At 75.8% G+C, this 22,402-nt stretch carries 26 protein-coding genes; 13 read left to right on the top strand and 13 right to left on the bottom strand.

What is annotated here, in order from left to right:
* Positions 1-75 precede the first annotated feature (75 nt).
* On the top strand, positions 76-987 hold the full coding sequence (locus GC089_RS00325; RefSeq protein ID WP_230684956.1) for an SDR family NAD(P)-dependent oxidoreductase: 912 nt from the start codon (positions 76-78) through the stop codon (positions 985-987).
* Positions 988-1,000: 13 nt separating this feature from the next.
* Here GC089_RS00325 and GC089_RS00320 read toward each other — a convergent pair whose 3' ends face one another.
* On the bottom strand, positions 1,001-1,492 hold the full coding sequence (locus GC089_RS00320) for a heme-degrading domain-containing protein (RefSeq protein ID WP_155375994.1): 492 nt from the start codon (positions 1,490-1,492) through the stop codon (positions 1,001-1,003).
* A 193-nt stretch (positions 1,493-1,685) separates the two neighbouring features.
* On the opposite strand from GC089_RS00320, the gene GC089_RS00315 reads away from it, so the two are divergent.
* Positions 1,686-3,050 (top strand): glucose-6-phosphate dehydrogenase, encoded by a 1,365-nt coding sequence (locus tag GC089_RS00315; protein ID WP_155375993.1) that lies wholly within the window; start codon positions 1,686-1,688, stop codon positions 3,048-3,050.
* 54 nt (positions 3,051-3,104) lie between these two features.
* Positions 3,105-3,461, top strand: a complete 357-nt coding sequence (locus tag GC089_RS00310) for a hypothetical protein (protein WP_155375992.1) — start codon at positions 3,105-3,107, stop codon at positions 3,459-3,461.
* Here GC089_RS00310 and GC089_RS00305 read toward each other — a convergent pair.
* From GC089_RS00305 to GC089_RS00285, 5 genes are read right to left on the bottom strand one after another with little or no spacing between them, the layout of a single operon-like run.
* A complete protein-coding gene (locus tag GC089_RS00305; RefSeq protein WP_155375991.1) occupies positions 3,458-4,633 on the bottom strand; it encodes a pyridoxal phosphate-dependent aminotransferase in 1,176 nt (391 codons plus the stop codon). The genes GC089_RS00310 and GC089_RS00305 overlap by 4 nt on opposite strands.
* Before the next feature lie 17 nt (positions 4,634-4,650).
* A complete protein-coding gene (locus GC089_RS00300; protein ID WP_155378842.1) occupies positions 4,651-5,160 on the bottom strand; it encodes a low molecular weight protein-tyrosine-phosphatase in 510 nt (169 codons plus the stop codon).
* A 59-nt stretch (positions 5,161-5,219) separates the two neighbouring features.
* Positions 5,220-5,795: a GNAT family N-acetyltransferase gene (locus tag GC089_RS00295; RefSeq protein ID WP_155375990.1), complete on the bottom strand. Its 576-nt coding sequence runs from the start codon at positions 5,793-5,795 to the stop codon at positions 5,220-5,222.
* Positions 5,796-5,832: 37 nt separating this feature from the next.
* Positions 5,833-6,966, bottom strand: a complete 1,134-nt coding sequence (locus tag GC089_RS00290; protein WP_230684954.1) for a low temperature requirement protein A — start codon at positions 6,964-6,966, stop codon at positions 5,833-5,835.
* A complete protein-coding gene (locus GC089_RS00285) occupies positions 6,963-7,655 on the bottom strand; it encodes an SDR family NAD(P)-dependent oxidoreductase (RefSeq protein WP_155375988.1) in 693 nt (230 codons plus the stop codon). The genes GC089_RS00290 and GC089_RS00285 overlap by 4 nt, the downstream gene beginning before the upstream one ends.
* Positions 7,656-7,809: 154 nt before the next feature.
* Here GC089_RS00285 and GC089_RS00280 point away from each other — a divergent pair, with 154 nt between their 5' ends.
* Both GC089_RS00280 and GC089_RS00275 read left to right on the top strand, forming a co-directional pair.
* Entirely contained in the window at positions 7,810-8,451 is a 642-nt protein-coding gene (locus tag GC089_RS00280; RefSeq protein WP_230684953.1) for a TetR/AcrR family transcriptional regulator, read from the top strand.
* A 200-nt stretch (positions 8,452-8,651) separates the two neighbouring features.
* A complete protein-coding gene (locus tag GC089_RS00275) occupies positions 8,652-9,620 on the top strand; it encodes a phosphotransferase (protein ID WP_155375987.1) in 969 nt (322 codons plus the stop codon).
* Positions 9,621-9,641: 21 nt separating this feature from the next.
* Here GC089_RS00275 and GC089_RS00270 read toward each other — a convergent pair whose 3' ends face one another.
* Both GC089_RS00270 and GC089_RS00265 read right to left on the bottom strand, forming a co-directional pair.
* Positions 9,642-10,136 (bottom strand): dual specificity protein phosphatase family protein, encoded by a 495-nt coding sequence (locus tag GC089_RS00270; protein ID WP_196250768.1) that lies wholly within the window; start codon positions 10,134-10,136, stop codon positions 9,642-9,644.
* A 69-nt stretch (positions 10,137-10,205) separates the two neighbouring features.
* Positions 10,206-11,009 (bottom strand): CPBP family intramembrane glutamic endopeptidase, encoded by an 804-nt coding sequence (locus GC089_RS00265; protein WP_196250767.1) that lies wholly within the window; start codon positions 11,007-11,009, stop codon positions 10,206-10,208.
* Between the two features lie 169 nt (positions 11,010-11,178).
* Between GC089_RS00265 and GC089_RS00260 the strand changes: the two genes are divergently transcribed.
* A complete protein-coding gene (locus GC089_RS00260) occupies positions 11,179-12,708 on the top strand; it encodes a DNA polymerase IV (protein WP_230684952.1) in 1,530 nt (509 codons plus the stop codon).
* On the top strand, positions 12,705-13,046 hold the full coding sequence (locus GC089_RS00255) for an endo alpha-1,4 polygalactosaminidase (protein ID WP_155375984.1): 342 nt from the start codon (positions 12,705-12,707) through the stop codon (positions 13,044-13,046). Before GC089_RS00260 ends, GC089_RS00255 begins: the two co-directional genes overlap by 4 nt.
* Before the next feature lie 139 nt (positions 13,047-13,185).
* Here GC089_RS00255 and arsM read toward each other — a convergent pair whose 3' ends face one another.
* Positions 13,186-13,995, bottom strand: a complete 810-nt coding sequence (arsM, locus tag GC089_RS00250; protein WP_155375983.1) for an arsenite methyltransferase — start codon at positions 13,993-13,995, stop codon at positions 13,186-13,188.
* An 88-nt stretch (positions 13,996-14,083) separates the two neighbouring features.
* Here arsM and GC089_RS00245 point away from each other — a divergent pair, with 88 nt between their 5' ends.
* Both GC089_RS00245 and GC089_RS00240 read left to right on the top strand, forming a co-directional pair.
* Entirely contained in the window at positions 14,084-14,479 is a 396-nt protein-coding gene (locus tag GC089_RS00245; protein ID WP_370514040.1) for a metalloregulator ArsR/SmtB family transcription factor, read from the top strand.
* Complete coding sequence (locus GC089_RS00240) at positions 14,476-14,895, top strand: arsenate reductase ArsC (protein WP_155375981.1); 420 nt, start codon at positions 14,476-14,478, stop codon at positions 14,893-14,895. The genes GC089_RS00245 and GC089_RS00240 overlap by 4 nt, the downstream gene beginning before the upstream one ends.
* A 37-nt stretch (positions 14,896-14,932) precedes the next feature.
* Here GC089_RS00240 and GC089_RS00235 read toward each other — a convergent pair whose 3' ends face one another.
* From GC089_RS00235 to GC089_RS00225, 3 genes are all read right to left on the bottom strand, one after another.
* A complete protein-coding gene (locus tag GC089_RS00235; protein WP_155375980.1) occupies positions 14,933-15,808 on the bottom strand; it encodes a VanZ family protein in 876 nt (291 codons plus the stop codon).
* Between the two features lie 90 nt (positions 15,809-15,898).
* Positions 15,899-16,663 carry a type I methionyl aminopeptidase gene (map, locus tag GC089_RS00230; RefSeq protein WP_155375979.1) on the bottom strand — a complete coding sequence of 255 codons (765 nt, stop codon included), beginning with the start codon at positions 16,661-16,663 and terminating at the stop codon, positions 15,899-15,901.
* 343 nt (positions 16,664-17,006) lie between these two features.
* Positions 17,007-17,642 carry a GNAT family N-acetyltransferase gene (locus GC089_RS00225; RefSeq protein WP_155375978.1) on the bottom strand — a complete coding sequence of 212 codons (636 nt, stop codon included), beginning with the start codon at positions 17,640-17,642 and terminating at the stop codon, positions 17,007-17,009.
* A 243-nt stretch (positions 17,643-17,885) separates the two neighbouring features.
* Here GC089_RS00225 and GC089_RS00220 point away from each other — a divergent pair, with 243 nt between their 5' ends.
* Complete coding sequence (locus GC089_RS00220; RefSeq protein ID WP_155375977.1) at positions 17,886-18,959, top strand: hypothetical protein; 1,074 nt, start codon at positions 17,886-17,888, stop codon at positions 18,957-18,959.
* Between the two features lie 188 nt (positions 18,960-19,147).
* Here GC089_RS00220 and GC089_RS00215 read toward each other — a convergent pair whose 3' ends face one another.
* Positions 19,148-20,749 (bottom strand): beta-1,3-glucanase family protein, encoded by a 1,602-nt coding sequence (locus tag GC089_RS00215; RefSeq protein ID WP_155375976.1) that lies wholly within the window; start codon positions 20,747-20,749, stop codon positions 19,148-19,150.
* A gap of 338 nt (positions 20,750-21,087) precedes the next feature.
* Here GC089_RS00215 and GC089_RS18290 point away from each other — a divergent pair, with 338 nt between their 5' ends.
* From GC089_RS18290 to GC089_RS00200, 3 genes are read left to right on the top strand one after another with little or no spacing between them, the layout of a single operon-like run.
* Positions 21,088-21,432, top strand: coding sequence for an S-adenosylmethionine decarboxylase family protein (locus tag GC089_RS18290; RefSeq protein WP_196250766.1), 345 nt, complete (start codon positions 21,088-21,090; stop codon positions 21,430-21,432).
* Between the two features lie 10 nt (positions 21,433-21,442).
* Positions 21,443-22,171 (top strand): DUF4178 domain-containing protein, encoded by a 729-nt coding sequence (locus GC089_RS00205; protein ID WP_155375974.1) that lies wholly within the window; start codon positions 21,443-21,445, stop codon positions 22,169-22,171.
* A 23-nt stretch (positions 22,172-22,194) separates the two neighbouring features.
* Positions 22,195-22,401: a DUF350 domain-containing protein gene (locus tag GC089_RS00200; RefSeq protein WP_155375973.1), complete on the top strand. Its 207-nt coding sequence runs from the start codon at positions 22,195-22,197 to the stop codon at positions 22,399-22,401.
* Position 22,402: the final 1 nt, after the last annotated feature.

Raw genomic sequence — 22,402 nt, 5'->3', positions numbered from 1 at the left:
CGTCCACTGGACCGAGTGTACAGTTGACAGTGTCAACCGAAGCGCGGGGGGACCCGCAGGGCGAGAGGCGGACCCGTGCACACGATCGTCATGACCGGAGGTACCCGAGGCATCGGCCGCGCGGCGGCCGCCGAGGTGCTGCGCAGGGACGCGTCGGCCCACCTCGTCCTCGTGGGGCGCGCCGGCTCCGTGCGGTCCGCGGCGGACGCCCTGGGTCCCGCCCGCGTCGTACCGGTCGGCGCGGACCTCGCACGCCTCGGGGACGTCCGCGCCGCCACCGCCCGCATCGGCCACCTGCTCGACGCGGGCGACGTGCCGCCGCTGCGGACGGTCGCGGCGAACGCCGGGGTGCAGCTGCCGGACGCGCTGCACACCACGGACGGCCTCGAGACGACGTTCGCCGTCAACGTGCTGTCGGTGCACGTGCTGCTGCGCGGGCTCGAGCCGTGGCTGCGGGCGCCGGCCCGGGCCGTCGTCACCGTGAGCGACACGCACTTCGGCGACCTGCGGCACAACCTCGGGCTCGTGCCGGCGCCCCGCTGGTCGGAGCCGGCGGTGCTGGCCCGGCCGGGTGCCTTCGACCGGCCGGGCACGGTCGCCGCCGGCCGCACCGCCTACTCCACGAGCAAGCTCGCCGCCGTCCACCTCGTGCACGCGTGGGCCCGGCACGCCCCGGCGGGCGTCGACGTGCTGTCCTGGAACCCGGCGTTCGTGCCCGGCACAGGGCTCACCCGCGCGGCAGGTCCCGCCACCCGGTTCCTCAACCGGCGGCTGCTGCCGCTGCTCGCACGCACTCCGCTGCTCGACACCGTCGGGACGGCGGGCGCGTCGCTCGCGGCCCTCCTCCTGGGCGACCTCACGGCGGCGAGCGGGGCGTACGTCGACCGGCGCCGCGTCGTGCCGTCGTCGCCCGAGTCGTACGACGAAGCCCGCGAGGACGCCCTGTGGCGGTTCGCGGAGGACGTGCACGCCGGCGTGGTCGTCTGACGCAGGCGCGCGCTCAGGCGGCGCCGGAGCCCTGGTGCTCCCGCAGCGCCGCGAGCGCCTCGACGGCCAGCGCGTGGTCGTCGGCCTGCGGCAGACCCGAGACCGCGAGCGTCCCGACCGGCCCGACCCCGTCGACGACCACCGGGACGCACCCGCCGGCCGCGACGAACAGCAGCGGGTCCAGGCCGATGTCGAGGAGCGTCTGCCCCTTGAGCGCGAGCCGGCGGCCCACCAGGTACGACGACTGCCCCAGCCGCCGGACCGTCCGGACCTTGCGCTCGACCCAGGCGTCGTTGTCCGCCGACGTGCCGTCGAGCGCGGCGTGGAACAGCTGGTGCTCGCCCCGGCGGACGTCCACCACGACCGACAGGCCGCGCTCGCGCGCCGTGTCCCGCACCCACGTCCCGAGCCACCAGGCGTCGTCGTTGGTGAACCGCGGGAGCACCCGCGCGGTCTCGTCCTGCTCGAGCCGGGCCACCAGCGCGGCCAGGTCCGTCTCGTCCATGTCCCGATCCCCATCTCGTCGTCGCGGTCCCGGCGGCCGAGGGGCCGCCGCGACGTCCCACATCGTGCCCTGCGGCGGCCCGGCACGCCCCGACCCGCCACCGTCGACGCGCGGATCGGGCGCGCCCTGGCCACGATGGGGCGATGCGCCCCTCGCCCCGTGTCCCCGTCCCGTCCACCCGCGGGGTGCGGCCGTGACCGCCGGCGTCGTCGTCCTCGGCGCGACCGGGGACCTCACGGCCCGGTACCTGCTGCCCGGGCTGGCCCGGGTCGCGTCGGCCGTGCCCGGCGGGCTGCGCCTCGTCGGCGTCGCGAACGACGACCTCGACACCGAGGGCTTCCGTGCCCACGTCCGCACGAAGGTCGCCCGGTACGAGCCGGACGGCCCCGACCCGGACGTGGCGGCCCTGGTCGACGCCGCGGCGTGGGTGCGCGGCGACGTCACCGACCCCGCCGCCCTGCAGGCCGGCATCGCCGCGGCCGAGGTCGCCGACGCCGACCCGCTCGTGCTGTACCTCGCGCTGCCGCACGTGCTGTTCCTCCCCGTGGTCGAGGCGCTCGCGCACGTGGACCTGCCGAGCGGGCTGCGCGTCGTCGTCGAGAAGCCGTTCGGCGAGGACCTGGCCGGCGCGGTCGAGCTCAACGCCGCCCTGGGCCGGCTGCTGCCGGAGGACCAGGTCTTCCGCGTCGACCACTTCCTGGCCAAGCAGACGGTGCTCAACCTGCTCGGGCTGCGGTTCGCCAACCGCGTCCTGGAGCCGCTGTGGAGCAGCACGCACGTCGAGTCCGTCGACATCGTCTTCGACGAGACCGTCGACGCGCAGAGCCGGGCGTCGTACTACGACCGGTCGGGTGCGCTGCGGGACATGGTGCAGAACCACCTGCTGCAGCTGCTGACGTACGTGGCGATGGAGCCGCCGACGTCCGTCGCGCCCGCCGACCTCGCCGCGCGCAAGGCCGACGTCCTGCGCGCGGTGCGCACGCCCGACCGCGACCACGTCGCCCGCTGGACGCGCCGCGCGCGCTACACGGCGGGCACGGTGCAGGGGCGTGCGGTCGAGGCGTACGCCGACGCGCCCGGCGTCGACCCCGCCCGGGGCGTGGAGACGTACGCCGAGGTGACCCTGTGGGTCGACACGTGGCGCTGGTCGGGGGTGCCGTTCCGGCTGCGCACCGGCAAGGCGCTGGCGGCCGACCGGCGCGAGATCGTCGTGCGGTTCCGGCAGGTGCCGCACCTCGTCTTCCCGGGGCAGCAGCCCGTGCGCAACGAGCTGCGCCTGCAGCTCGACCCCGACCGCATGTCCCTCGACCTCAACGTCAACGGCATCGGCGACCCGTTCGAGCTGGAGACCGTCACGCTCGACACCGAGCTGGCCCGCCAGGACCCGACGCCGTACGGGCAGCTGCTGCTCGCGGTGGTCGAGGGCGACACGCGCCTGTCGGCCCGCGCCGCGGAGGCGGAGGAGGGGTGGCGGATCGTCGAGCCCGTGCTCGCCGCGTGGGCGGACGACGCGGCGCCGCTCGAGGAGTACCCGGCGGGCAGCGACGGTCCGGCCTGACGGTCGCGCGGCGCATCCGGGTTAGGGTGCCGGGCACCCACCGGGAGGACCCTCATGCGCCGACGCACCCGGCTGACCGCCGTCGTGGTCGTGGCCGCGATGCTCGCGACGAGCGTGCTCGCCGCGGTGTCGATGCTGCTCGGCGGGCCCGCGGCCGTCGACATCCCCGACGAGGGGCCGTGGGCGGTCTACGTCTCCGGCGACGCGTCCGGGGCGGGGGCGTGCGCGTCCGACCCGGCCGTGGTCGACGCGTACACGTCCCTCGACGCGCCGTCGACCCGCGCCGCGTTCGTCCTTGCCGCGGACGCGGGGCGCGCCGACGTCGAGCGGGTGCACGCCTGCGTCACCCGGGCCGTGCCTGCCGGGGCGACGGTCGTCGTCGGCACCGCGCCTGCGGCGCCGGGCGCCTAGAGCCGCCGCTGCCACTCCACGACGCGGTCGGCCGCCTCGGCGACGACCTCGGGCGCCGACGCGAACGACAGCCGCACCCAGTCCCGCCCGCCGACGGGGTCGAAGTCGCTGCCGGGCGTCAGCGCGACACCGGCCTCGTCGAGGAGCCGCGCGCAGTACGTCACCGAGTCCAGGCCCGTCGCCGACACGTCCCCGTACAGGTAGAAGGCGCCGTCGGCCGGGGCGACGGGGTCCCAGCCGAGGTCCGGCAGGCGGTCGAGCAGGAGCCGGCGGCTGGCCGCGTACCGCTCGACGTTCGCACGGGCCGCGGCCATGCCCTCGGCGCTGAAGGCGGCGACGCCGGCGTGCTGCGCGAGCGCCGGCGGGCACAGGGCGACGTTGCCCGCGAGCGCGTCCACGGGCGTGACGAGGTCGTCGGGCAGGACGAGCCACCCGAGGCGCCAGCCGGTCATCGCCCAGAACTTGGAGAACGAGTTCACGACGACCGCGCCCGCGTCCAGGTACTGCGCGGCCGTCGCGGTCTCGGGCGTGCTGCCGGACGCGTCGGGGTAGGTGATGCCGTGGTAGATCTCGTCGCTGACCAGCCGCACGCCGTGGTCCCCGCACCAGGCCGCGAGCGCGGCGAGCTCGGCCGGCTCGATCATCGTGCCGGTCGGGTTGGCGGGGCTCGCGACGACGAGCCCGTCGACGGGCCGGTCGAGCGCCTCGAGCTGCGCGACCGTCGGCTGGTACCGCTGCTCCGGCCCGCAGGGCAGGTCGACGACCTCGATGCCGAGCGCGGTGAGGATGTTCGCGTACGCCGGGTAGCCCGGGCGGGCGAGCGCGACGCGGTCGCCCACGTCGAACGCGGCGAGGAACGCGAGCATGAACCCGCCCGACGACCCGGTCGCGACCGCGACGCGCGACGGGTCGACGTCGACGGCGTACGTGTCCCGGTAGTGCGCGGCGATCGCGGCCCGCAGCCCCGGCGCCCCGAGCGACTCGGTGTACCCGAGGTCGCCGGTGGTCAGCAGGTCGACGGCCCGCTGCCGCACGACGTCGGACGCGCCCGTCGACGGCTCGCCGGCGCACAGGTTGAGCACGTGCTCGCCGGCGGCGCGGCGCGCGTTCGCGGCGGCGAGGACCTCCATGACGGCGAACGGGGGCACGTGCGCGCGGCGGGCGACCTTCATGACGTCATCCTCCCCGCTCAGCGGCGGGCGCGGGCGGCCAGGCCGTCCCGCACGTGCGCGACGATGCCGTCGGCGGCCGCCTCGATCTCGGCGAGCGTGCGCTCGAACGCCTCGTCCGGGCCGTACCAGGGGTCGTCGACGTCGAGCACGTCCTCCGGCTGCCCGGGCTCGTGCTCGGCGGTGGGGTCGAACGTGCGGAGCATGCGGATCCGGTCGGTCACGGCGGGGTCGCCGCCGGCCATGCGACGCAGCGCGCGGGCGTGCGCGGCGGTCATCGGCAGGAGCAGGTCACGGGAGACGAGGTCGCTCGCGCGGACCTGGCGGGCGCGGTGCCCCTCGCCGGTCGGGTAGCCGTGCGCGCGCAGCACCGCGCGCGCCCGGCGGTCCACCGGGTTGCCGTGCTCCTCGTCGCTGATGCCGGTCGAGTCCACCTCGACGACGTCGGCGAGCCCGGCCTCCTCGAGCTTGGTGCGCAGCACCACCTCCGCCATCGGCGAGCGGCAGATGTTGCCCGTGCACACGGTCATCACGCGGTAGGGGGTGTCCACGTCCCCATCCTCGCCGACGCCGTGCGGGCCGGCCGACCTCAGCGCGCCGCGCGGACCATCGCCCACACCTGCGGCCCGGCGGGCACCCCCACGTGGCCGGTGGTCGTGAAGCCGTGGCGCTCGTACAGGGCGACGTTCCGGGCGTCCGACGTCTCCAGGGCGACGGGTGCCGCGGCGGCGTCCACCCGTGCGAGCGCCGCCGCGAGGAGCGCGCCGCCCACCCCGCGTCCCTGACCCGCGCGGGCGACGCCCAGCGTCGCGAGGGTCCAGGCCCCGTCCGGGACCGGCGCCACGCCGCCGTCGGCGAGGCGTCCGACCCGGTCTCCGTGCAGCTCGGCGACCCGCGCCCACGTCGCGTCGTCGGGTGCGGGCACGTCCGGCGGGACCAGCGCGACCACACCGGTCACGTCGTCGTCGACGAGGACGACCCCGTGCGCGAGCGCGTGCCCGAGGTACAGGTGCTGCAGCTCGGCGAGGCGCACCGCGTGGTCGTCCGCGGGGACGACCCAGCGCGTCCAGGGGTAGTCGGCGAAGGCGTCGGCGAGGGCTGCGGCAGCCCCGGGCAGGTCGGCCGCGGTCGCGGGGCGGACGCGGACGGCGGTCGGCTCGGTCACGGCCGACAGTCCACCACGCGCGCCGCCGGGGCGTCGTTCAGCGACGCAGCGCCACGGCGACGAGCACCGCGACGAGCGCTGCGCCGACCAGCAGTGCAGGCACGGAGCCACCCAGCAGACCCAGCGCCGCGCACGCGGCGATCGCGGCCAGCCGGGCACGTCCCAGGCGGCGCGTCGCCCGCAGCTGCAGTGCGAGCTGCGCGAGGAGGAAGAGGGCCGGTCCCGCGACGACCACGGTCAGCTCTGCACGTCCCAGAGGGTCCAACGGGTGCGCGATCACGAGCTCGTCCCCCACGGCCGTCACGATGATCCCGGCGACGATCAGGACGTGCCCGTACGTGTAGACGTCCCGCGCGCGACCGGTACGGCTCGCCTCACCGTCGAGGGAGCGCTCGCCGAGCTCTCGCGTGGAGGTGAAGTACAGCCACCAGAGTGCTGCCGAACCGGCGAACGCGGTGACGAAGGCAGCCACGGTTGCCGCGTCGAGCTCACGTTCGGCCGTCGTCGCCCCCGTCAGGATGATCGTCTCGCCGATGGCGGCGATCACGATCAGCCCGAACCGCTCGGCGAAGTGCCCGGTGGCGAGGTGCCAGGAGCTCGCCGCGAGCCGCGGTCGGCCGGGGAGCGGGAAGAGGACGAGTGGAGCGATGTAGTCGAGGGCGAGCGCGATCAGCCACAGCGCTGCTCTCGAGCCGCCCTCGACCAGCCCGCCGGCGACCCAGAACACGCCGCCCGCCAGGAACCAGACGAGGATGCGTCCGGCCTGCTCCCGTTCGACGCTGCCGCGGTCGGCCGCGACGAACGTGAGGAAGGCGTGGCGGCCGACCTGGATCGCGAGGTAGGCGACGGCGAAGAGGAGGCCGTGCTTGCCGAAGGCGTGCGGGACGGCGACCGCCATCAGCAGGCTTCCGAGCATGAGTGCGATCAGCAGGAGGCGGACGGAGTCGGTCTCCGGATCGAGCTCGTTCGTGGCCCACGTCGTGTAGTTCCACGACCACCACACGGCGAGCAGCACGATCGCTGCCTGGCCCGCTGCCGACCAGGTGAGGTGACCCAGGACGAGGTGCGAGACCTGGGTGATCGCGAAGACGAACACGAGGTCGTAGAACAGCTCCAGCGTCGCAGCGCGCTGGGTGCCAGCATCGCCGCGACGCCGGAACCGTCCGTTCACCACGGCAGGACGCCGACCCGGTCGGTCACGGTCCCGGTCGGTGTCGCCGGGCCGAGCGTCGCGACGCGCACCGCGGCCTCGGCTCCTTCGGCGACGGTCTGCCCGACGTGGCCGGTGAAGTCCGTCGCCGTCTGCCCGGGGTCGACCGCGTTGAACCGGACGTCCGGGATCGTCTTCGCGTACTGCGTGGTGAGCATCGTGACCGCGCTCTTGGAGGAGCCGTACGCCGCGAGCGTGTACTGCGACTCCACCCGCGCGGGATCGTGCGTCAGCGTGAACGACCCCATGCCGCTGGTGACGTTGACCACCGAGGGATCGGTCCCCTTCCGGAGCAGCGGGAGGAACGCGTGCGTGACGCGGACGAGCCCGAACACGTTGGTCTCGTACACGTCGCGCAGCTGATCCGCGGTCATGTCCTCGGGCGCTGCCACCTCACCGAGGATGCCCGCGTTGTTGACGAGGACGTCCAGGTGCCCCACCTGGGCTCGCACCCGGGCGACGGCGGCCTCGACGGACGCGTCGTCCGTCACGTCCAACGGCACGAAGCGGGCGCCGAGGCGGTCGGCCGCTCGCTGTCCGCCGGACGCGTCACGGGCACCGATCCAGACGTCGTGGCCTGCATCGATCAGCTGACGGGCCACCTCGTAGCCGAGTCCGCGGTTCCCGCCGGTGATGAGAGTCGTTGTCATGCGTCTTCGTGCCCTTCCAGGTCAGGGGGACGTCACAGGTGCTGCGTTACAGCAACTACCTGTAACGAAACGCTCGGTGACGTGGACCCTAGGGGTGCCAGTTCGTTACAGTCAATAGGTGTAACGGAACGGTCGAGACCACGAGAGGACCGAGGTGTCCGGCAAGCGCAGCAGAGCAGAGAGGCCGACGACCACCGGCCGCCCACGCGACCCGCTCATCGAGGAGGCGATCATCCGGTCGACGCGGAAGCTGCTCGCGACCAAGGGCTACTCGTCGATGACGATCGGCGACATCGTCGCCGACGCCGGCGTGACGCGTCCGACGCTGTACCGGCGCTGGTCGAACAAGTACGAGCTGGTCGTCGAGGCGCTGCAGTACGGGTTGCGCAAGCAGCGCGAGGCGTACCCGCCCCTGGACCTCGACGACCTCACCCCGCGGGAAGCGGTGGTCGAGGCGGTACGCCGCCTGGACCCACGCTTCCACAACCCTCGCGCGATGACCCTGCACGGCAACTTCATGGCCGAGGCGGAGCGCGAGCCGGGCCTGCTCGCGCAGATGCGGGAACAGGGCAACCAGCCGCGGTGCCAGGAGCTCGCCGACGTGCTCACCGAGCTCCGACGCAGGGGCGCCGTACGGGAGGACGTGGACGTCGACATGATCGTCAGCCTGTGCTTCGGCAGCTACTTCGCCGACTTCAACCGGTACGGCCGCGACGTGCCGGCCGACTTCGCCGAACGCGTCGTCGCCACGTTGTGGCCCGTCATCGCCGGGGAGGGCGGGCCGGCGTCCCCGTGAGCCGGGGCCGGGCGCACCGGTACACGCGGGTGACCGGGGCGCCGGGCAGCCGGTTATGAGAGCCGACCTCCAGCCACGTGGTGGGAGCTCGCACTCCCACGGCGGGCCGTCCGGGGGTTACAGTCCTGCTCCCAACCCGGTCGTGCGCGTGCACCGACGTCGTGTGGTGGCACCATCCGCACCTGACCGGGAGACCTCCCATGTCGCTCACGGCCGAGCCCGCAGCACCCCGCCCGACCCCGGGCTCCCCCGTCGACGTCGCCGTCGTGCTCGACGCGGAGACGCTCGTCGTCCCGGCCCTGCACCCGGCCTCCGAGGCCGCCCTCCCGGCCGACCCGCTGCCGCTGCCGGTCGGCACCTGGGGCGCGGACGAGGCGCTGCTCGCGCTCGACGAGGCGCGCCTCGCGCTGCCGTTCGCCGTGCCGGACGCGGTCGTCGTCAGCGCGCTCACGACCGTCGTGCTGCGGTGCGGGGACCTGGCCGTGAAGGTGTACCCGTCCGGCACGGACCCGGACCACCTCGCGCGCGTGACGACGGCGCTCGCGGGGTCGGCGACGGCACTGCTGCCGCTCGCGCCGCCCGTGGTCACGTCCTGGGGCGTGGTCACGGTCGCACCGTGGCTCGCGACGACGGGCCCGGTGGACTGGGCCGGCACGGGGGCCCTGCTGCGCGCGTTCCACGCCGAGCACGCCGACGCCGACGTGCCCGCGTGGCAGCCGCTGCGCCGGGTCCTGACGGTGGCACCGGACCTGCCCGACACGGCCGCGCGCGTCCTCGTCGACGCCCGCGCGGCCCTGCTCGCCGAGCTCGCCGCGCTGCGCTCACCGCTCGGCACGGGCGTCGTGCACGGGGACGTCTCCCCCGCGAACGTGCTGGCCACGGCAGGGGGCCCGGTGCTCATCGACCTGGACTTCGCGGCACGCGCACCCCTCGAGTACGACCTGTCCAGCGCCGCGCGCCGCGCCGACGCGGGCGAGCTCGACGACGCGACGTACCGCGCGTTCTGCCGCGCCTACGGGGCGGACGTGCGCACGTGGGACGGCCGGGCCGTCCTCGACGCGATCGCGCAGCTCGGCGGCGTCGCCTTCCGCGTGTGGGACGACCGGCGTGCGGGCCGCCCGCTCGACTGGCTGGACGACGCGGTCGCCCGCTGGCGCACGCCGCTCTGACGGCCGTGCTGGACCGCGGCGTCAGCGCGGTGCGGGCAGCGTCCGCAGCCAGGCCGCGAAGCCCTCGTTGTTGACGGTGCGGCGCCGGTGCGCCTGCACGTGCGCGAGGGCCTGCGCACCCGTCACGCCCAGCACCTCGCGCACGACCAGGGTCGCCATCAGCCCGGACCGGTTGCGCCCGAACGTGCAGTGCACGAGCACGCGGTACCCGTCCGCGATCAGCCCGGCCACCAGGGCCGCGAGCCGCAGCGTGAGCGCCGGGTCCGGGAGGTCGTCGCCGTCCACCAGCGGCGACTTGAGGTAGACGAGGCCCTCGACGTCGTCCGCCGGGGCGAGCGCGTCGGCGTCCGCGAGGTCGAGCACCGCGCCGATCCCGGTCGCGCGCACCCAGTCGAAGTCGACGGGGCAGCCGCCCTGCCACAGCTTCCCCGGCAGCAGCTCGGTCGGCGGGTCGGCCGGGTCGACGCCCGGCAGCTCGACGGGGTCGGTCGTCAGGTTGACCGTGGGGGCGCTCACGCGGCTCACGCTAACCAGGGCCGGCGACGTCGGCGCGGCGAGCGTCCGACGGCCGCGTGAACGGCGACGTCAGGCGGGCGTGGGGGCGGCCCGGCGAGCGGCACGCGCCGCCACCAGCGCGCACCCGGCCCCGGCGACGACCGTGGCGACGGCCGTGCTCGCCGTCCAGCGCACGGACGCGTCCCCGCCGGAGAAGCCGACGAGCAGCACGACGTTGACGAGCCAGTGCAGCACGGTCCCCAGCACGACGCGCTGCACGACCGACCGGCCGGTGGTGACGTAGGCCAGCGCCACGGAGAGCCCGACGGCCGAGACGAGGAAGAGCGCGTAGACGACGGGCCCGGCGGCCAGGACGTGCACGTGCCCCAGCCCGAACAGCAGGCCGGTCACCACCGCCGCGCCGAGCACGGGCAGGCGCGTCTCGAGCAGCGGCTGGACCAGGCCGCGCCAGCCGACCTCCTCGCCCGCGGCCCCCAGCAGCTGCGCGGCGAGGACGACGACGAGCGGTGCGCCCAGCGCCCCCGGGTCGAGCGGCGGCCACGCGTCCCACACCGTCTGCGCCACCACCAGCACCGCGGCGACCACCCCGGCCACGGCGAGCGACGCGAGCAGCGGTGCCCGCAGTCCCCGGCGGCGCACCGGCGGGAGCACGAGCCGGCCGCGCCACAGCAGCCAGGTGGCGACCGCCCCGAACGCCGTCGCGAGCTGCGTCAGCACCAGGACGTCGGCCGGCAGCCCGGTCGACTCCTGCACGGCGGCCAGCAGCGCCGACGCCACCGCCGAGACGGCGAGGAAGACGACGACCACGAGCAGGACGCGGTCGCGCCCGCGCGGCGGCCGTGTGCGCGCAGGCGCGGAGGAGGTCGTCGTCACGTGGGTCTCTCCCGTCGCCGTGCCCCGCGGCGTGCACCGGTCGGGGGTCCCCGCCGGACGATCGGGCCGAGCGTAGCCATCCCCACCCCTGGTCCGGGCGGGTTTCGTCCCCCTGTCGCCGGTGCGGGCCGGTGCGTCCGCCGTCGGTGGGGACGGGGAGGATGGGGGCGTGGACGGGCGGGGTGATCGGGCGCAGCGCCTCGTGGACGCGGTGCGCGTCCGCGACGCCGCCACCGTGATGCACCTCGACGCCGACGCGTTCTTCGCGGCCGTGGAGCAGCGCGACAAGCCGTCGCTGCGCGGCAAGCCGGTGCTCGTGGGCGGTGTCGGGCCGCGCGGCGTGGTGTCCACCGCGTCGTACGAGGCCCGTCGCGACGGCGCACGGTCCGCCATGCCGATGGCGCGGGCCCGTCGGCTGAGCCCTGCGGCGGCCGTGCTCGTGCCGCGCTTCGCGGCGTACGCGGCCTACTCGGGCGTCATCATGGGCGTCCTGCGCGACCTGACGCCGGCCGTCGAGCCGCTGTCGATCGACGAGGCGTTCGCCGACCTCGCACAGGCCGAGGGCGGGACGCCGGAGCCGGAGGAGGCCGCGGCCCGCGTCCAGGCCCGCGTCGCGGAGCTCACCGGCCTGACGGTCTCGGTCGGCGTGGGCCGCTCGAAGCTCGTCGCCAAGATCGCGTCCGACCTGCGCAAGCCCGGCGGCGTCGTGGTCGTCCGGCCCGCCGACGAGGACGACGTGCTGCTGCCGCTCGACGTGCGCGTGATCCCCGGGGTCGGCCCGGCCACCGCGGGCGCGCTGGAGCGCCTGGGGGTGCGCACCGTCGCCGACCTGCGCCGTCAGCCGCTGGACACGCTGACGATGACGCTGGGCGAGGCGAACGGCTCGCACCTGTTCCTCATGGCGCGAGGGCTCGACGACCGGCCCGTCAGCGTGTCCGGCGAGCGCAAGTCCGCCGGGGCGGAGCGCACGTTCGCGCACGACCTGGCCGGCAGGGACGTCGTGCTCGCGGCGGTGGACGACGTGGTCGACGAGGCGCTGCACCGGCTCGAGCGGCACGGCGGTGCCACGCGGACGGTGGTCGCGAAGGTCCGCTACGGCGACTTCTCCACGGTGACGCGGTCGGTGACCTTCCCGCACCCGACCGCCTCGGTCGCGCAGCTGCGGGACGCGGCGCGGCGCGCCGCCCTCGCGGCGGGCATCGACGAGCCCGTGCGGCTGCTCGGCGTCTCCTTCCACAACCTGGCACCGCACGCGCAGCTCGCGCTCGACCTGGAGGGCGGGGACGACGAGGTCGTCCAGCCCGACCTGCCGCTCGACGGGGACGACGAGGGCGGTGTGCCGCCCGCGCCGACGGACGACCCGCGTCTCGTGGGCGCCGAGAAGCCGGTGCCGGCGGCCGAGGCGCCGGCGGACGGCACCGTCCCGGTCGTCGGGCGCCCCCTCGGGCCGCCGGCGACCGGGCGGCTCCTCGACGCCGCCAACGCCCGGCCCGGCCTGGACGTCGAGCACGCGACGCTCGGCCGCGGCTGGGTCGTCCACGTGCGGGGGCGCGAGGCGACCGTGCGGTTCGAGACCGCGACGACGGCGCCCGCCCGCTCGCGGGTGCTCGACCTGGACGCCGACCCGCTCGTGCTCGTCGAGCCCGTCGGCGTGACGCCGCCGAGCGCCGTCCCGGCCGAGCTGCGGGGCGACGCGTGACGCGCGTCCCGGCGCGCCGCGTCGCCGCCGCCCTGGGCGCCCTGCTGGTCGTCAGCGGCTGCGCCGCCGAGGGCTTGGACGCGGTCGAGGTCGACAACCTCGACTCGTGGACCCGCTCGCACGGTCTGCTCGACGCGGACGACGCGGTCGCGTTCACGGCGCTGCTCGTGGCGCACGCGCACGCCCGCGGCCTCGCGTACGCACAGAAGAACGCGGCGGAGGTGACGGACCGGGTGTGGGCCGCCGGCGCCGACCTCGTGGTGGCCGAGGACTGCGCGGCGTTCGACGCGTGCGCCACGTACGCCGAGGCCTACCCGGTCGTCCTGGACGTCGAGTAGGACCGCGACGCGTTCGCACGGGTGTGCGCGGCGCAGGACGACCGGCAGCGGGCGCTGCCCGGGCTGTCGGTCGTCCTGCGTGACCGCGCCGTGCTCCCCCGCGACGCCCCCGGGGCGGTGCACGCGACCTGCTGAGTCGTCAGCGAGGCTTGACCGCCCGCACGACGGCCGCGTGCATGCCGTCGGCCACCGCGTGCGTGGGCTCGACGCGCACATCGACGAAGCCGGCCGCGGTGAGCGCCGCGGTGTACTCCGCGAACGACAGCGCCCCCGCGACGCACCCGACGTGGTCGCCGCGGGCGGCCCGGTCGGCCGGGGTCAGCCGGTCCTCCGCGACGACGTCCGAGATGCCGAGCCGCCCGCCCGGCACCAGCACGCGGTGTGCCTCGGCGAGCACGGCGTCCTTGTCCGGCGAGAGGTTGACGACGCAGTTGGAGACGACGACGTCGACGCACGCGTCGGGCAGCGGCAGGTCCTCGATGGTGCCGAGGTGGAAGGCGACGTTGGTCGCACCCGCCTCGGCCGCGTTGGCACGGGCGAGGGCCAGCATCTCCTCGGTCATGTCGACCCCGTGGACGAAGCCCTCGGCCCCCACGCGCCGGGCCGAGAGCAGCACGTCGATGCCGGCGCCCGAGCCGAGGTCGAGGACGCGCTCGCCCGGCCGCAGGTCGGCGACCGCGGTGGGGTCGCCGCAGCCGAGGCTCGCGCCGACGGCCGCCCGCGGCAGGCCCACGAGGTCGCTCGCGTCGTAGAGCCCGGCGCCGAACGTCGGTGCTGCGGCGCCACCGCAGCACCCCGTTCCGCCGCAGCCTCCCGTGCCGCCGCAGCACCCGCCGTCGGTCGCCGTGCCGTCGGACGGGTGGGCGCCCGCCGCCGCCTCGGTCGCGACGGCGGCGTACCGCTGGCGGACCGTCTCGCGGACCTCGTGCGTGGTCGCGCTCGTGTTCATGTCGTCCTCCACGTATCGATGAACTTCGATGCATCGAACCCTGGACCGACACATCGACATCTGTCAATACGTGTGCCACGATGGGCCGGTGCCCGACCTCCTGCCCCTCGCGGCCGACACCTCCGCCGGCGGCTGCTGCGGCACCCCCGACGCCGGCCTCGACGCCGACGCCGCCCGTGACGTGGCCCGCACGTTCAAGGCCCTCGCCGACCCGGCGCGGGTCCGGCTGCTCTCGCTGATCGCGGCCCAGGAGGACGGCGAGGCGTGCATCTGCGACCTCACCGGTCCGGTGGGCCTCTCCCAGCCCACGGTCTCCCACCACATGGCGACGCTCGCCGAGGCCGGCCTCGTCACGCGCGAGCAGCGCGGCCGGTGGGCCTACTTCCGCGTCGCCGGCCGGGCCCACGACCTCGTCGCCGGCGCCCTCGCGGCGACCCTCGCCCCCGCCACTGCCACCCCCACCCCCGCCGGAGGAGCACGATGACCGCCCCGACCCCGTCCGTGCTCTTCGTCTGCGTGCACAACGCGGGCCGCTCCCAGATGGCCGCGGGCTTCGTGCGCGCCCTGTCCGGCGGCGCCGTCGAGGTGCGCTCCGCCGGGTCGATGCCCGCCGAGCGCATCAACCCGGTGGCGGTCGAGGCCATGCGCGAGGTCGGCGTGGACCTCACGGGCGAGCAGCCGAAGGTGCTCACCCCCGAGGCCGTCCAGGCCTCCGACGTGGTGGTCACCATGGGCTGCGGCGACGCCTGCCCCTTCTACCCCGGGGTCCGCTACGAGGACTGGCAGCTCGACGACCCCGCGGGCCAGGGCATCGAGGCGGTGCGGCCGATCCGCGACGAGATCCGCGGCCGCGTGGTCACGCTGCTGGAGTCGCTGGGCGTGCCGGTCCGCACGGCGTAGCGGTCGCCCCGCCCGGCGGGCAGACGCCCACCCGCGTCTACCAGCGCGACTCCCACACGCGCAGCGGCGAGCCCTCGACCTCCAGCAGCTCCACCGGGGCCCCGCGCCCGTCGACGGCCTCCTCGCCGGGCCGCGCCGTGCCGACCTCCCACGTCCCGTCCTCGTCCTGCACCCGGACGGCCGCGCCGGCCGGGGAGTCGGGCGGGACGGCGGCCGTGCCGCCGCCGAGGACGAGGCACACCGAGCCGTCGTCGCCCGCGTACGCCTCGCCGTCGCTGAGCGGGGTGACCGCCCCCGCGGGCCGCTGCGCGCAGGCGTCGGCGAGCACCGGGGCGGCCGGCGCCGCCGCCGTGGCCACGACGGCCCACCCCACCAGGGCGACCGCGAGCGCGCCGGGCACCAGACGGCGGACCGGTGGCAGCGCCGGACGTCGCAGGACCGCCAGCACCGCCCCGGTCGCGGCGAGCCCCAGCAGGCCGCCGACGGTGTTGAGCAGCAGGTCGTTCACGTCGAACGACCGCCACGGCCAGCCCACGGCGAGCGAGACGAGCAGCTGCACGGACTCGATGACGAGGGTCACGGCGACGCACGCGAGCACGAGCACCTCGTAGCGCCAGCGGACGACGAGCGGCAGCAGCACGCCGAACGGCACGGTCATGAGGACGTTGCGCTGCGCCTCCCAGCCGCCGAGCAGGTCGGGTCGGCGCAGCGCGAGGTCGTACGCCACCCCCTCACCGCGCGCGAGGGTCTGCCACGGCAGCGGCAGGAACGCCGCCGCCGTGAGCACGAGCAGGTACAGCACGAACGCCACGGCGGCGACACGGCGCACGGCCGCCGGGTGCAGGGTGGGCGGCTGCGGGGTGGGCGGGTGCGGGGTGGGCGGGTGCGGGGTGGCCGGGTGCTGGTCCGTCACCGGGTCAGCGTGCCGGGCCCGGCGCCGCGGCCGCGTCCGCCGACGGCCGGACCGCCCGTCCGCCCCGGGTCGGACGTCGGTCGCGGGCCGTCAGTCGCGGGCAGTCAGGACGAGCGGGCCCTCCGGGGTCAGCGCGACCGTGTGCTCGGCGTGCGCGGCCAGCGCGCCGTCGGCCGTCCGGATCGTCCAGCCGTCGTCGTCGACGACGTAGCCGTCGCCGCCCGCCATGAACCACGGCTCGATGGCGACGACGAGGCCTGCCTTGAGGCGGTCACCGGTGCCGCGGCGGCCGAGGTTCGGCACGTGCGGGTCCTCGTGCATCGTGCGGCCGACGCCGTGGCCGCCGAAGTCCGCGTTGATCCCGTACCCCGCGTCCCGGCCGATCCGGCCGATCGCCGCGGACACGTCCCCCATGCGCCCGCCCACGCGCGCGGCGGCGATGCCGGCGTCGAGCGCCTGCTCCGTCGCCGCGATCAGCCGCTGCGCCTCGGGGGTCTGCGTGCCGAGCTGGAACGTCAGCGCGGAGTCGCACACCCAGCCCTGCAGCTCGGCGGCGAAGTCGATGCTGAGGACGTCACCGTCCTCGAGCACGCGCTCCGACGGCAGGCCGTGCAGCGCGTGGTCGTTCACGGACGTGCAGAGCACACCGGGGTACGGCATGGCGCCGAAGCTCGGGTGGTACCCCAGGTAGACGGAGCGGGCCCCGGCCTCGTCGATGAGGCGGTGGGCGTGCGCGTCCAGGTCCTTCGTCGTCATGCCCACGCGGGCGTGCTCGCGCAGCGACGTCAGGACGTGGGCGACGAAGCGGCCCGCGGGCCGCATCTCCTCGATCTGGGCGGGCGTCTTCAGGGGCACGGTCCCACCCTCTCATCCACCGCGCGCCGCGGCGTGTCACCGTGCGCGGGCAGGGAACAGCCCGTGGGGCGGGCCCTCTCGACGAGGACCCCGCCGCGATGGACGATGTCGCGGCACCCACGGGCTGCGGTGACTGCCGGGGATTCGCTCGCCGCCCGGCCGGATCACCGGCTCGGGTGCGGGCGGACCTCGGAGTCCGTCCGATGCCTCGGGCGACTAGCGGGCAGTCACCTCACGCGTCCAAGAAGACTTCATGTCTCGGACCACCTCCTTCCCGTGTGCCCACGACCGTACGCCTCGTCATCGACGTCGCCAACGGATTTCGCCGTGGGCGTGCACCGGCTCATCCGGGGGGCGTCGCGCGCTCGCTCCGCGGTGCCCGCCACATCCCGGTGGGCGCCGCGCCGGGCAGTCCCCGTACCGGCGCGGTCTCGACGAACCCGTGCCGCCGGTACAGGCGACGGTTGCGCGGCGTCGAGGACTCGAGGAAGGCGGGCGCGTCCTGCCCGTCGACGGCGGCGAGGCGGGCCGCGACGAGCGCACCCCCGACGCCCAGGCCGCGGGCCGACGCCCGCACGCCGATCTCCTGCAGGTACCAGTGCGGGCGGCGCGGCCGGTGCGCGTCGAGCACCCGCTGGACGGAGGCCGCGCGCAGCAGCCCCGCCGGCCCATCGACGCGCAGCAGGCGCGGCAGCTGCCCCAGGTGGCCGACCAGCCCGGGCGCCGCCCCCGGTGCCTGCCAGACGGCGGCGCCGAGCACGCGGTCGTCCCCCTCGCGCCGGGCGACGTCCACCGTCCCCGCCCGCAGGGGCCCGGAGCGCACGAGCGCGCCGAACAGGTGCAGCAGCCGCGTCCGCCGGGCGGGGCCGGCGGGCCCGCCGACGACGCCCGCGAGGACGGGGTCGTCCTCGAACGCCTCCGCGAGCACGTGGGCCACCTCGTCGGCGTGGGCGGGCGCGGCAGGGGTCACGAGGATCACGGCGGCTCCTGGTCGGCGGGGTGCCAGCGTACGGACGTGACGCCGGGACGTCCTCGCGAGCGGGCTCCCCGGACGGACGCCGCCGCACCCTGTCGGGCGCACCCGGGATGCCCCTTTCGGGTGAGTTGTGCACGCGTTCAGCACGCATGTCCGATTCCGCCGTATTGTCCGGACCGGCCGGCGGCGTGACCGTGCGACCTCGGCCTCCGTCCCCCGTCCCACGGTCACTGGAGTCACCCCCTCGTGAAGCGTCGTCACCTCCCCCTCGTCCTGCTCACCGCGAGCGCCCTGCTGCTCGCCCCCGCCACGGCCGCCACGGCCACCGGCGACGGCGACCACCGCTGGGGCGCCAGCACCTGGCACGGCTGGCCCGGCAAGGGCGACCACGGCAAGCCCGGCAAGGGCGACCAGGGCAAGCCCGGCAAGCCCGGCACGCCGCGGCCCGAGCTGTGCGGCGGCTACCGCGCGAACGACGTCATCGCGCCGAACGCCTACACGTGCGCCAAGGCGACCGGCTACTTCCTCTACGAGAAGAAGGACCGCCGCAAGTCGGCGAACTGGTCGAACAGCAAGCAGCAGCACCGCGTGGCGCTGCACCCGACGTGGGCGTGGCCCACGGCGGACGACCGGCAGCGCCACGGCGCGTCGCAGCAGCTCCCCCGCGAGTACGACGTCATCCCGCTCCAGCTCGACGCCGCCGACACCGCGGCCGTCTGCGCCGACCCCGCCGCGTTCGGCCTGCAGGTCGACCTCGTGGGCGACTTCGTCGCCGGCCGCGGGCTCGACGTGCCCTCGCTCGTGCCGACCGTCATCACGCCCCCCGACGGCGGGTTCAACACGCCGCACACGCTCGCGTTCTACGGCCACTACGACGTGGCCGAGCTGATCGACGTCGCCACCCTGTGCGCGCCGCCGACGCCGACGCCGCCCGTGGTCCCGACCCCGCCGGTCGTCCCGACGCCCACGCCGACCCAGGACGTGGACGACGAGCCGACCCCGACGCCGACGCCGCCGGCGCCCACCCCGACGCCCACGGGGGACGTGGACGACGAGCCCAGCCCGACCGCCACGCCGACGCCGACCGCGACGCCGACCCCCGTCGCCGCACCGACCACGCCGGCGCCCACGCCGTCGGTGACCGAGCGCGCCGAGGTCCTCGCCGCCACGGACGACGACGCGTCGGGCGGCAGCCGCGGCCAGGTGCTCGCGGCCACCGGCACGTCGGTCCTCGTCGGCCTCTTCGCCGCCGTCGCGGCCGTGGCCGCGGGTGCCGTCCTGATGATCCTGCGCCGCCGCGGTCGCACGACCGAGGTCTGACGCGACGACGTCCGGACCGGGCGGGGGTCGAGACGCGGTCCCCCGCCCGGTCCCGGGCACCTCACGCCGGCCACTTCCCCTCCACGGCCGGCGGCACCGTGCGGCCCGCCCCGGCTCCGGCGGGCCGCACGGTCGTGCCCGGGCCGGACGGGCGGCCCCTCACCGCCCGTCCGACCGGTCACGGCCCGTCAGCGCCGGGTCCACCTCTGGTTGGCCGAACCGGCGCAGTCCCAGACCTGCAGGCGTGCGCCGTCCGCGCCGTTCCAGTCGGCGATGTCGAGGCACCGGCCGGACTGCGGGTTCACGAGGTCACCCGCCGCCGTCAGCACCCACTGCTGGGCGGCGTTGCCGCTGCAGTCGGCGACCTGCACGGGGGTGCCGTTCGCGGTGCCTCCCCACACCACGTCGAGGCACTGTCCGCCTCCCGTGCGCAACGCGCCTCCCGTCTGCTGCCAGCGCTGCGCCTCGGTCCCGTTGCAGCTCCACATCTGCACGCGCGCCCCGGCGGTGAAGACGCCGCCCGGCACGTCGAGGCACTTGCCGTTCCACCGGCTGACGAGCGCCTGCCCGTCGCTGCCGCCCGTGCCGCCCCCCGGCGTGCCCCCGCCGCCGGCGAACGGCGTGAGGTCGACGCGCGCGCTGCGCGGGTCGCCGTCGTGCACGAGCGACTCGAACGCGCCGACGTCGTCGAACGCGAAGGCGTACGCGCGGCCGTCGACCATCGCGGCGTGCACCGCCCGGCCGTACAGGTTGGGCGGGGTGCTGCGGTAGAACTGCGCGGCGTCGAGCACGGGCTCCGTGCTGCTCGTGCCGAGGGTCCCGCGGAACAGCGCGGCGCACAGCGTGCGCGCGATCGGCCCGACGACCTGGTCGTTCGGCGCGTGCAGCGCGCCGTCGCAGCCCCACACGTCGGACGACGAGGGCCGCTGGAACGCCGCCACCTCGCGGCCGGACGCGTCGGTGAACCGCATCGTGGTGCCGGAGGTGCGGCCGGTGTAGCGGACCTCGGGCCGGTCCCCGAACGGCTGCACCGTGAGCGTGCGGGTCGTGTAGGCGCTCCACGCCGAGGCGATGTACGCGTCCAGGTACGTCGGGCTGAGCAGTCCCGCGCTCGCCGCCTTGCCCGGCGCGAGGACGCGCAGCACGGTGCCGTCGGCGCGGGTGACGACCGTGCGCGCCCACGCGGGGTCCGCGCGGAGCGTGTCGACGACCTGCTGCCGGCCGTCCGCGACGAGGCGGCCCGTGGTGCGGGTCTGACCCGAGGCACCCGTGACGCTGACCGAGTGCGGCACGGCGAACATGTCGACCTGCGAGCTGTTCAGCCACAGGCCCGCGTCGTTGTAGGTGAGCTCGCTCCAGTCGAACAGGATGTCGCGCGTCGGGTCGCCGGCGGCCCACGGCGCGGGCTGCACGAGCCCGTCCGGCGTGAGCGAGAACGGCAGCCGCTGCCCGAACGCGAAGTAGATGCGGCCGGAGAACCCGCGCGGCACCTGCACGGTCACGGAGCCGCCGTTCCCGGGGCCGGCGATCGCGCTGTCCGGTGCCGGCGACGGCGGGTTCGAGCCCGCCGGCCACGGCCGGAACGTGCCGCCGGCGTCGACCCAGCCGAGCCGGCCGGTCGTCAGGTCGGTGCCGAGCACGTGGACGAACACCTGCTCGCCCCGCCCCGACTGGTTGCCGATGGTGATGGGGAGCCGGTCCGGCCCCACGGCGGCCGCCGGCGCGGCCGCCCCCATGACGCAGAGCGCTCCCACGACCAGCGCGGTGAGCCACGTCCGTAGCTGATGCATCGATGTCGTCCTTTCGCCCCCCGGTGGGCCCGCGCGCGGTGCTGCACGCGGGTGCGGGTACGCGGCGCTGCGCACCCGGACGCCCGGTACGCGGCCTCTCCGACGCGCACCGCCGGGCGATTAGTAAGTAACCCTGACATATCTCCTCGACGCGCGCGTCGCTCGAACGTGTGGTTGTGCTCGGCGCCCGGCACTGGAGTCATGGGACGTCCTCGCGCTGGAGTGCGACGGCCGGTGCCGGCCACCGCGTCGGCGAACGGGTGGAACCCGCCGGACGCGCCCCGGTGCCTCCACTAGGCTCACCGCGCCCCCCACCCCCGCCCGGAGGCCGCACGCCCGTGGACCGCAACCTCGTGTACGTCTTCGACGTCGCGGGCGCCGACGCCGCGCGCCTCGACGACGAGCCGACGGTCCGCCGCTGCCTCGACGCCGTCGTCGCGCGCGCCGGGCTGACGCCCGTCGGCGCGGACGCCGCGCACCGCTTCACGCCGCAGGGCCTGAGCGTGGCCGTGATCCTCGCCGAGTCGCACGTCGCGGTGCACACGTGGCCCGAGCGCGGGACGGCGTACGTCACCCTGACGACCTGCCGGCGCCCGGCGGGGGCGGACTTCACGACGGCCACGAGCGCCGCGCTCGCCGACGTCCTGGGCGCCGCCCGCGTCGACGTGCGCGCGCTGGACTGAGGGCGGCGGCGTGGTGCGTCCCCGGGCGCGGATGCGCCTCGGCCACGCGCTGGTCGGCCAGCCGCCGTGGCGGTCGATGCCGCACGGCGTGGTCGTCTACGCGGAGAAGGACCCGTCGGACGGGCGCTGGTACCACTGGGAGGAGTGGGAGCTCCTCGGGTACGAGAACCTCGACTACTGGGTCGAGTACGACCACGACACGCACAAGGTCACGCTCTACTGGCCGGAGCGGGTGCCGGAGACGGTGGACCCGGAGAGCCTGCGCACGGGGCAGGAGCTGACGCTCACGGTCGACGGGACCCCGCAGCAGGTGCGCGTCGGCGAGGTCGGTGCGGGCACCATCCGCTCGCTCGAGGGGTCGTTCACCTACGACCTGCAGAAGGGCCAGGAGGTCGCGTACGCCGAGCTCCACGGGCCGGGGTTCGTGCTCTCGGTCGAGAAGTTCGACGAGCGGGTCCTCGACGTCTACCGGGGGACCGTGCTCGACGCCGCCGCGCAGAAGCGGCACTTCGGCCGCGTGGTCGCACCGCGCCGGTGGGGCTGCTGGGTGTGGTTCCTCGTCGTCGCTGCCCTCGTCACGTTCAGCACGACCCGCGCGTGCTCCCCCGAGCACCGCACCGACTGCACGCCCCGCACCCTCGCGACGGCGCCGCCCGCCGGCAGCACGGTCGTCTCCGAGGACCAGAACCAGATCTGCTACCGCCGCCCGGTCACCGGCGTCGGCGGGCTCGGCAAGTAACCGCGACCGGACCGGGAGAACCCATGGCCCTCGAAGAGCTGCTGTCCACGATCGTCTACTCCGTGATCGGCATCGTCCTGCTGCTCGTCACGGTCGTCGTCGTCAACAAGCTGTTCCGGCTGGACCTGCACCGCGAGCTCGTCGACGAGCACAACGTCGCCTTCGGCGTCGTCATCGCGGGCCTCGCCATCGCGATCGGCGTGATCGTCGCGGGGACGATCACGTCCTGAG

Source organism: Cellulomonas sp. JZ18 (genome assembly GCF_009720485.1).
Taxonomy (GTDB): Bacteria; Actinomycetota; Actinomycetes; order Actinomycetales; family Cellulomonadaceae; genus Cellulomonas.
The sequence above is the reverse complement of the archived record's forward strand: the minus strand, read 5'-3'. Positions and strand labels throughout refer to the sequence as shown.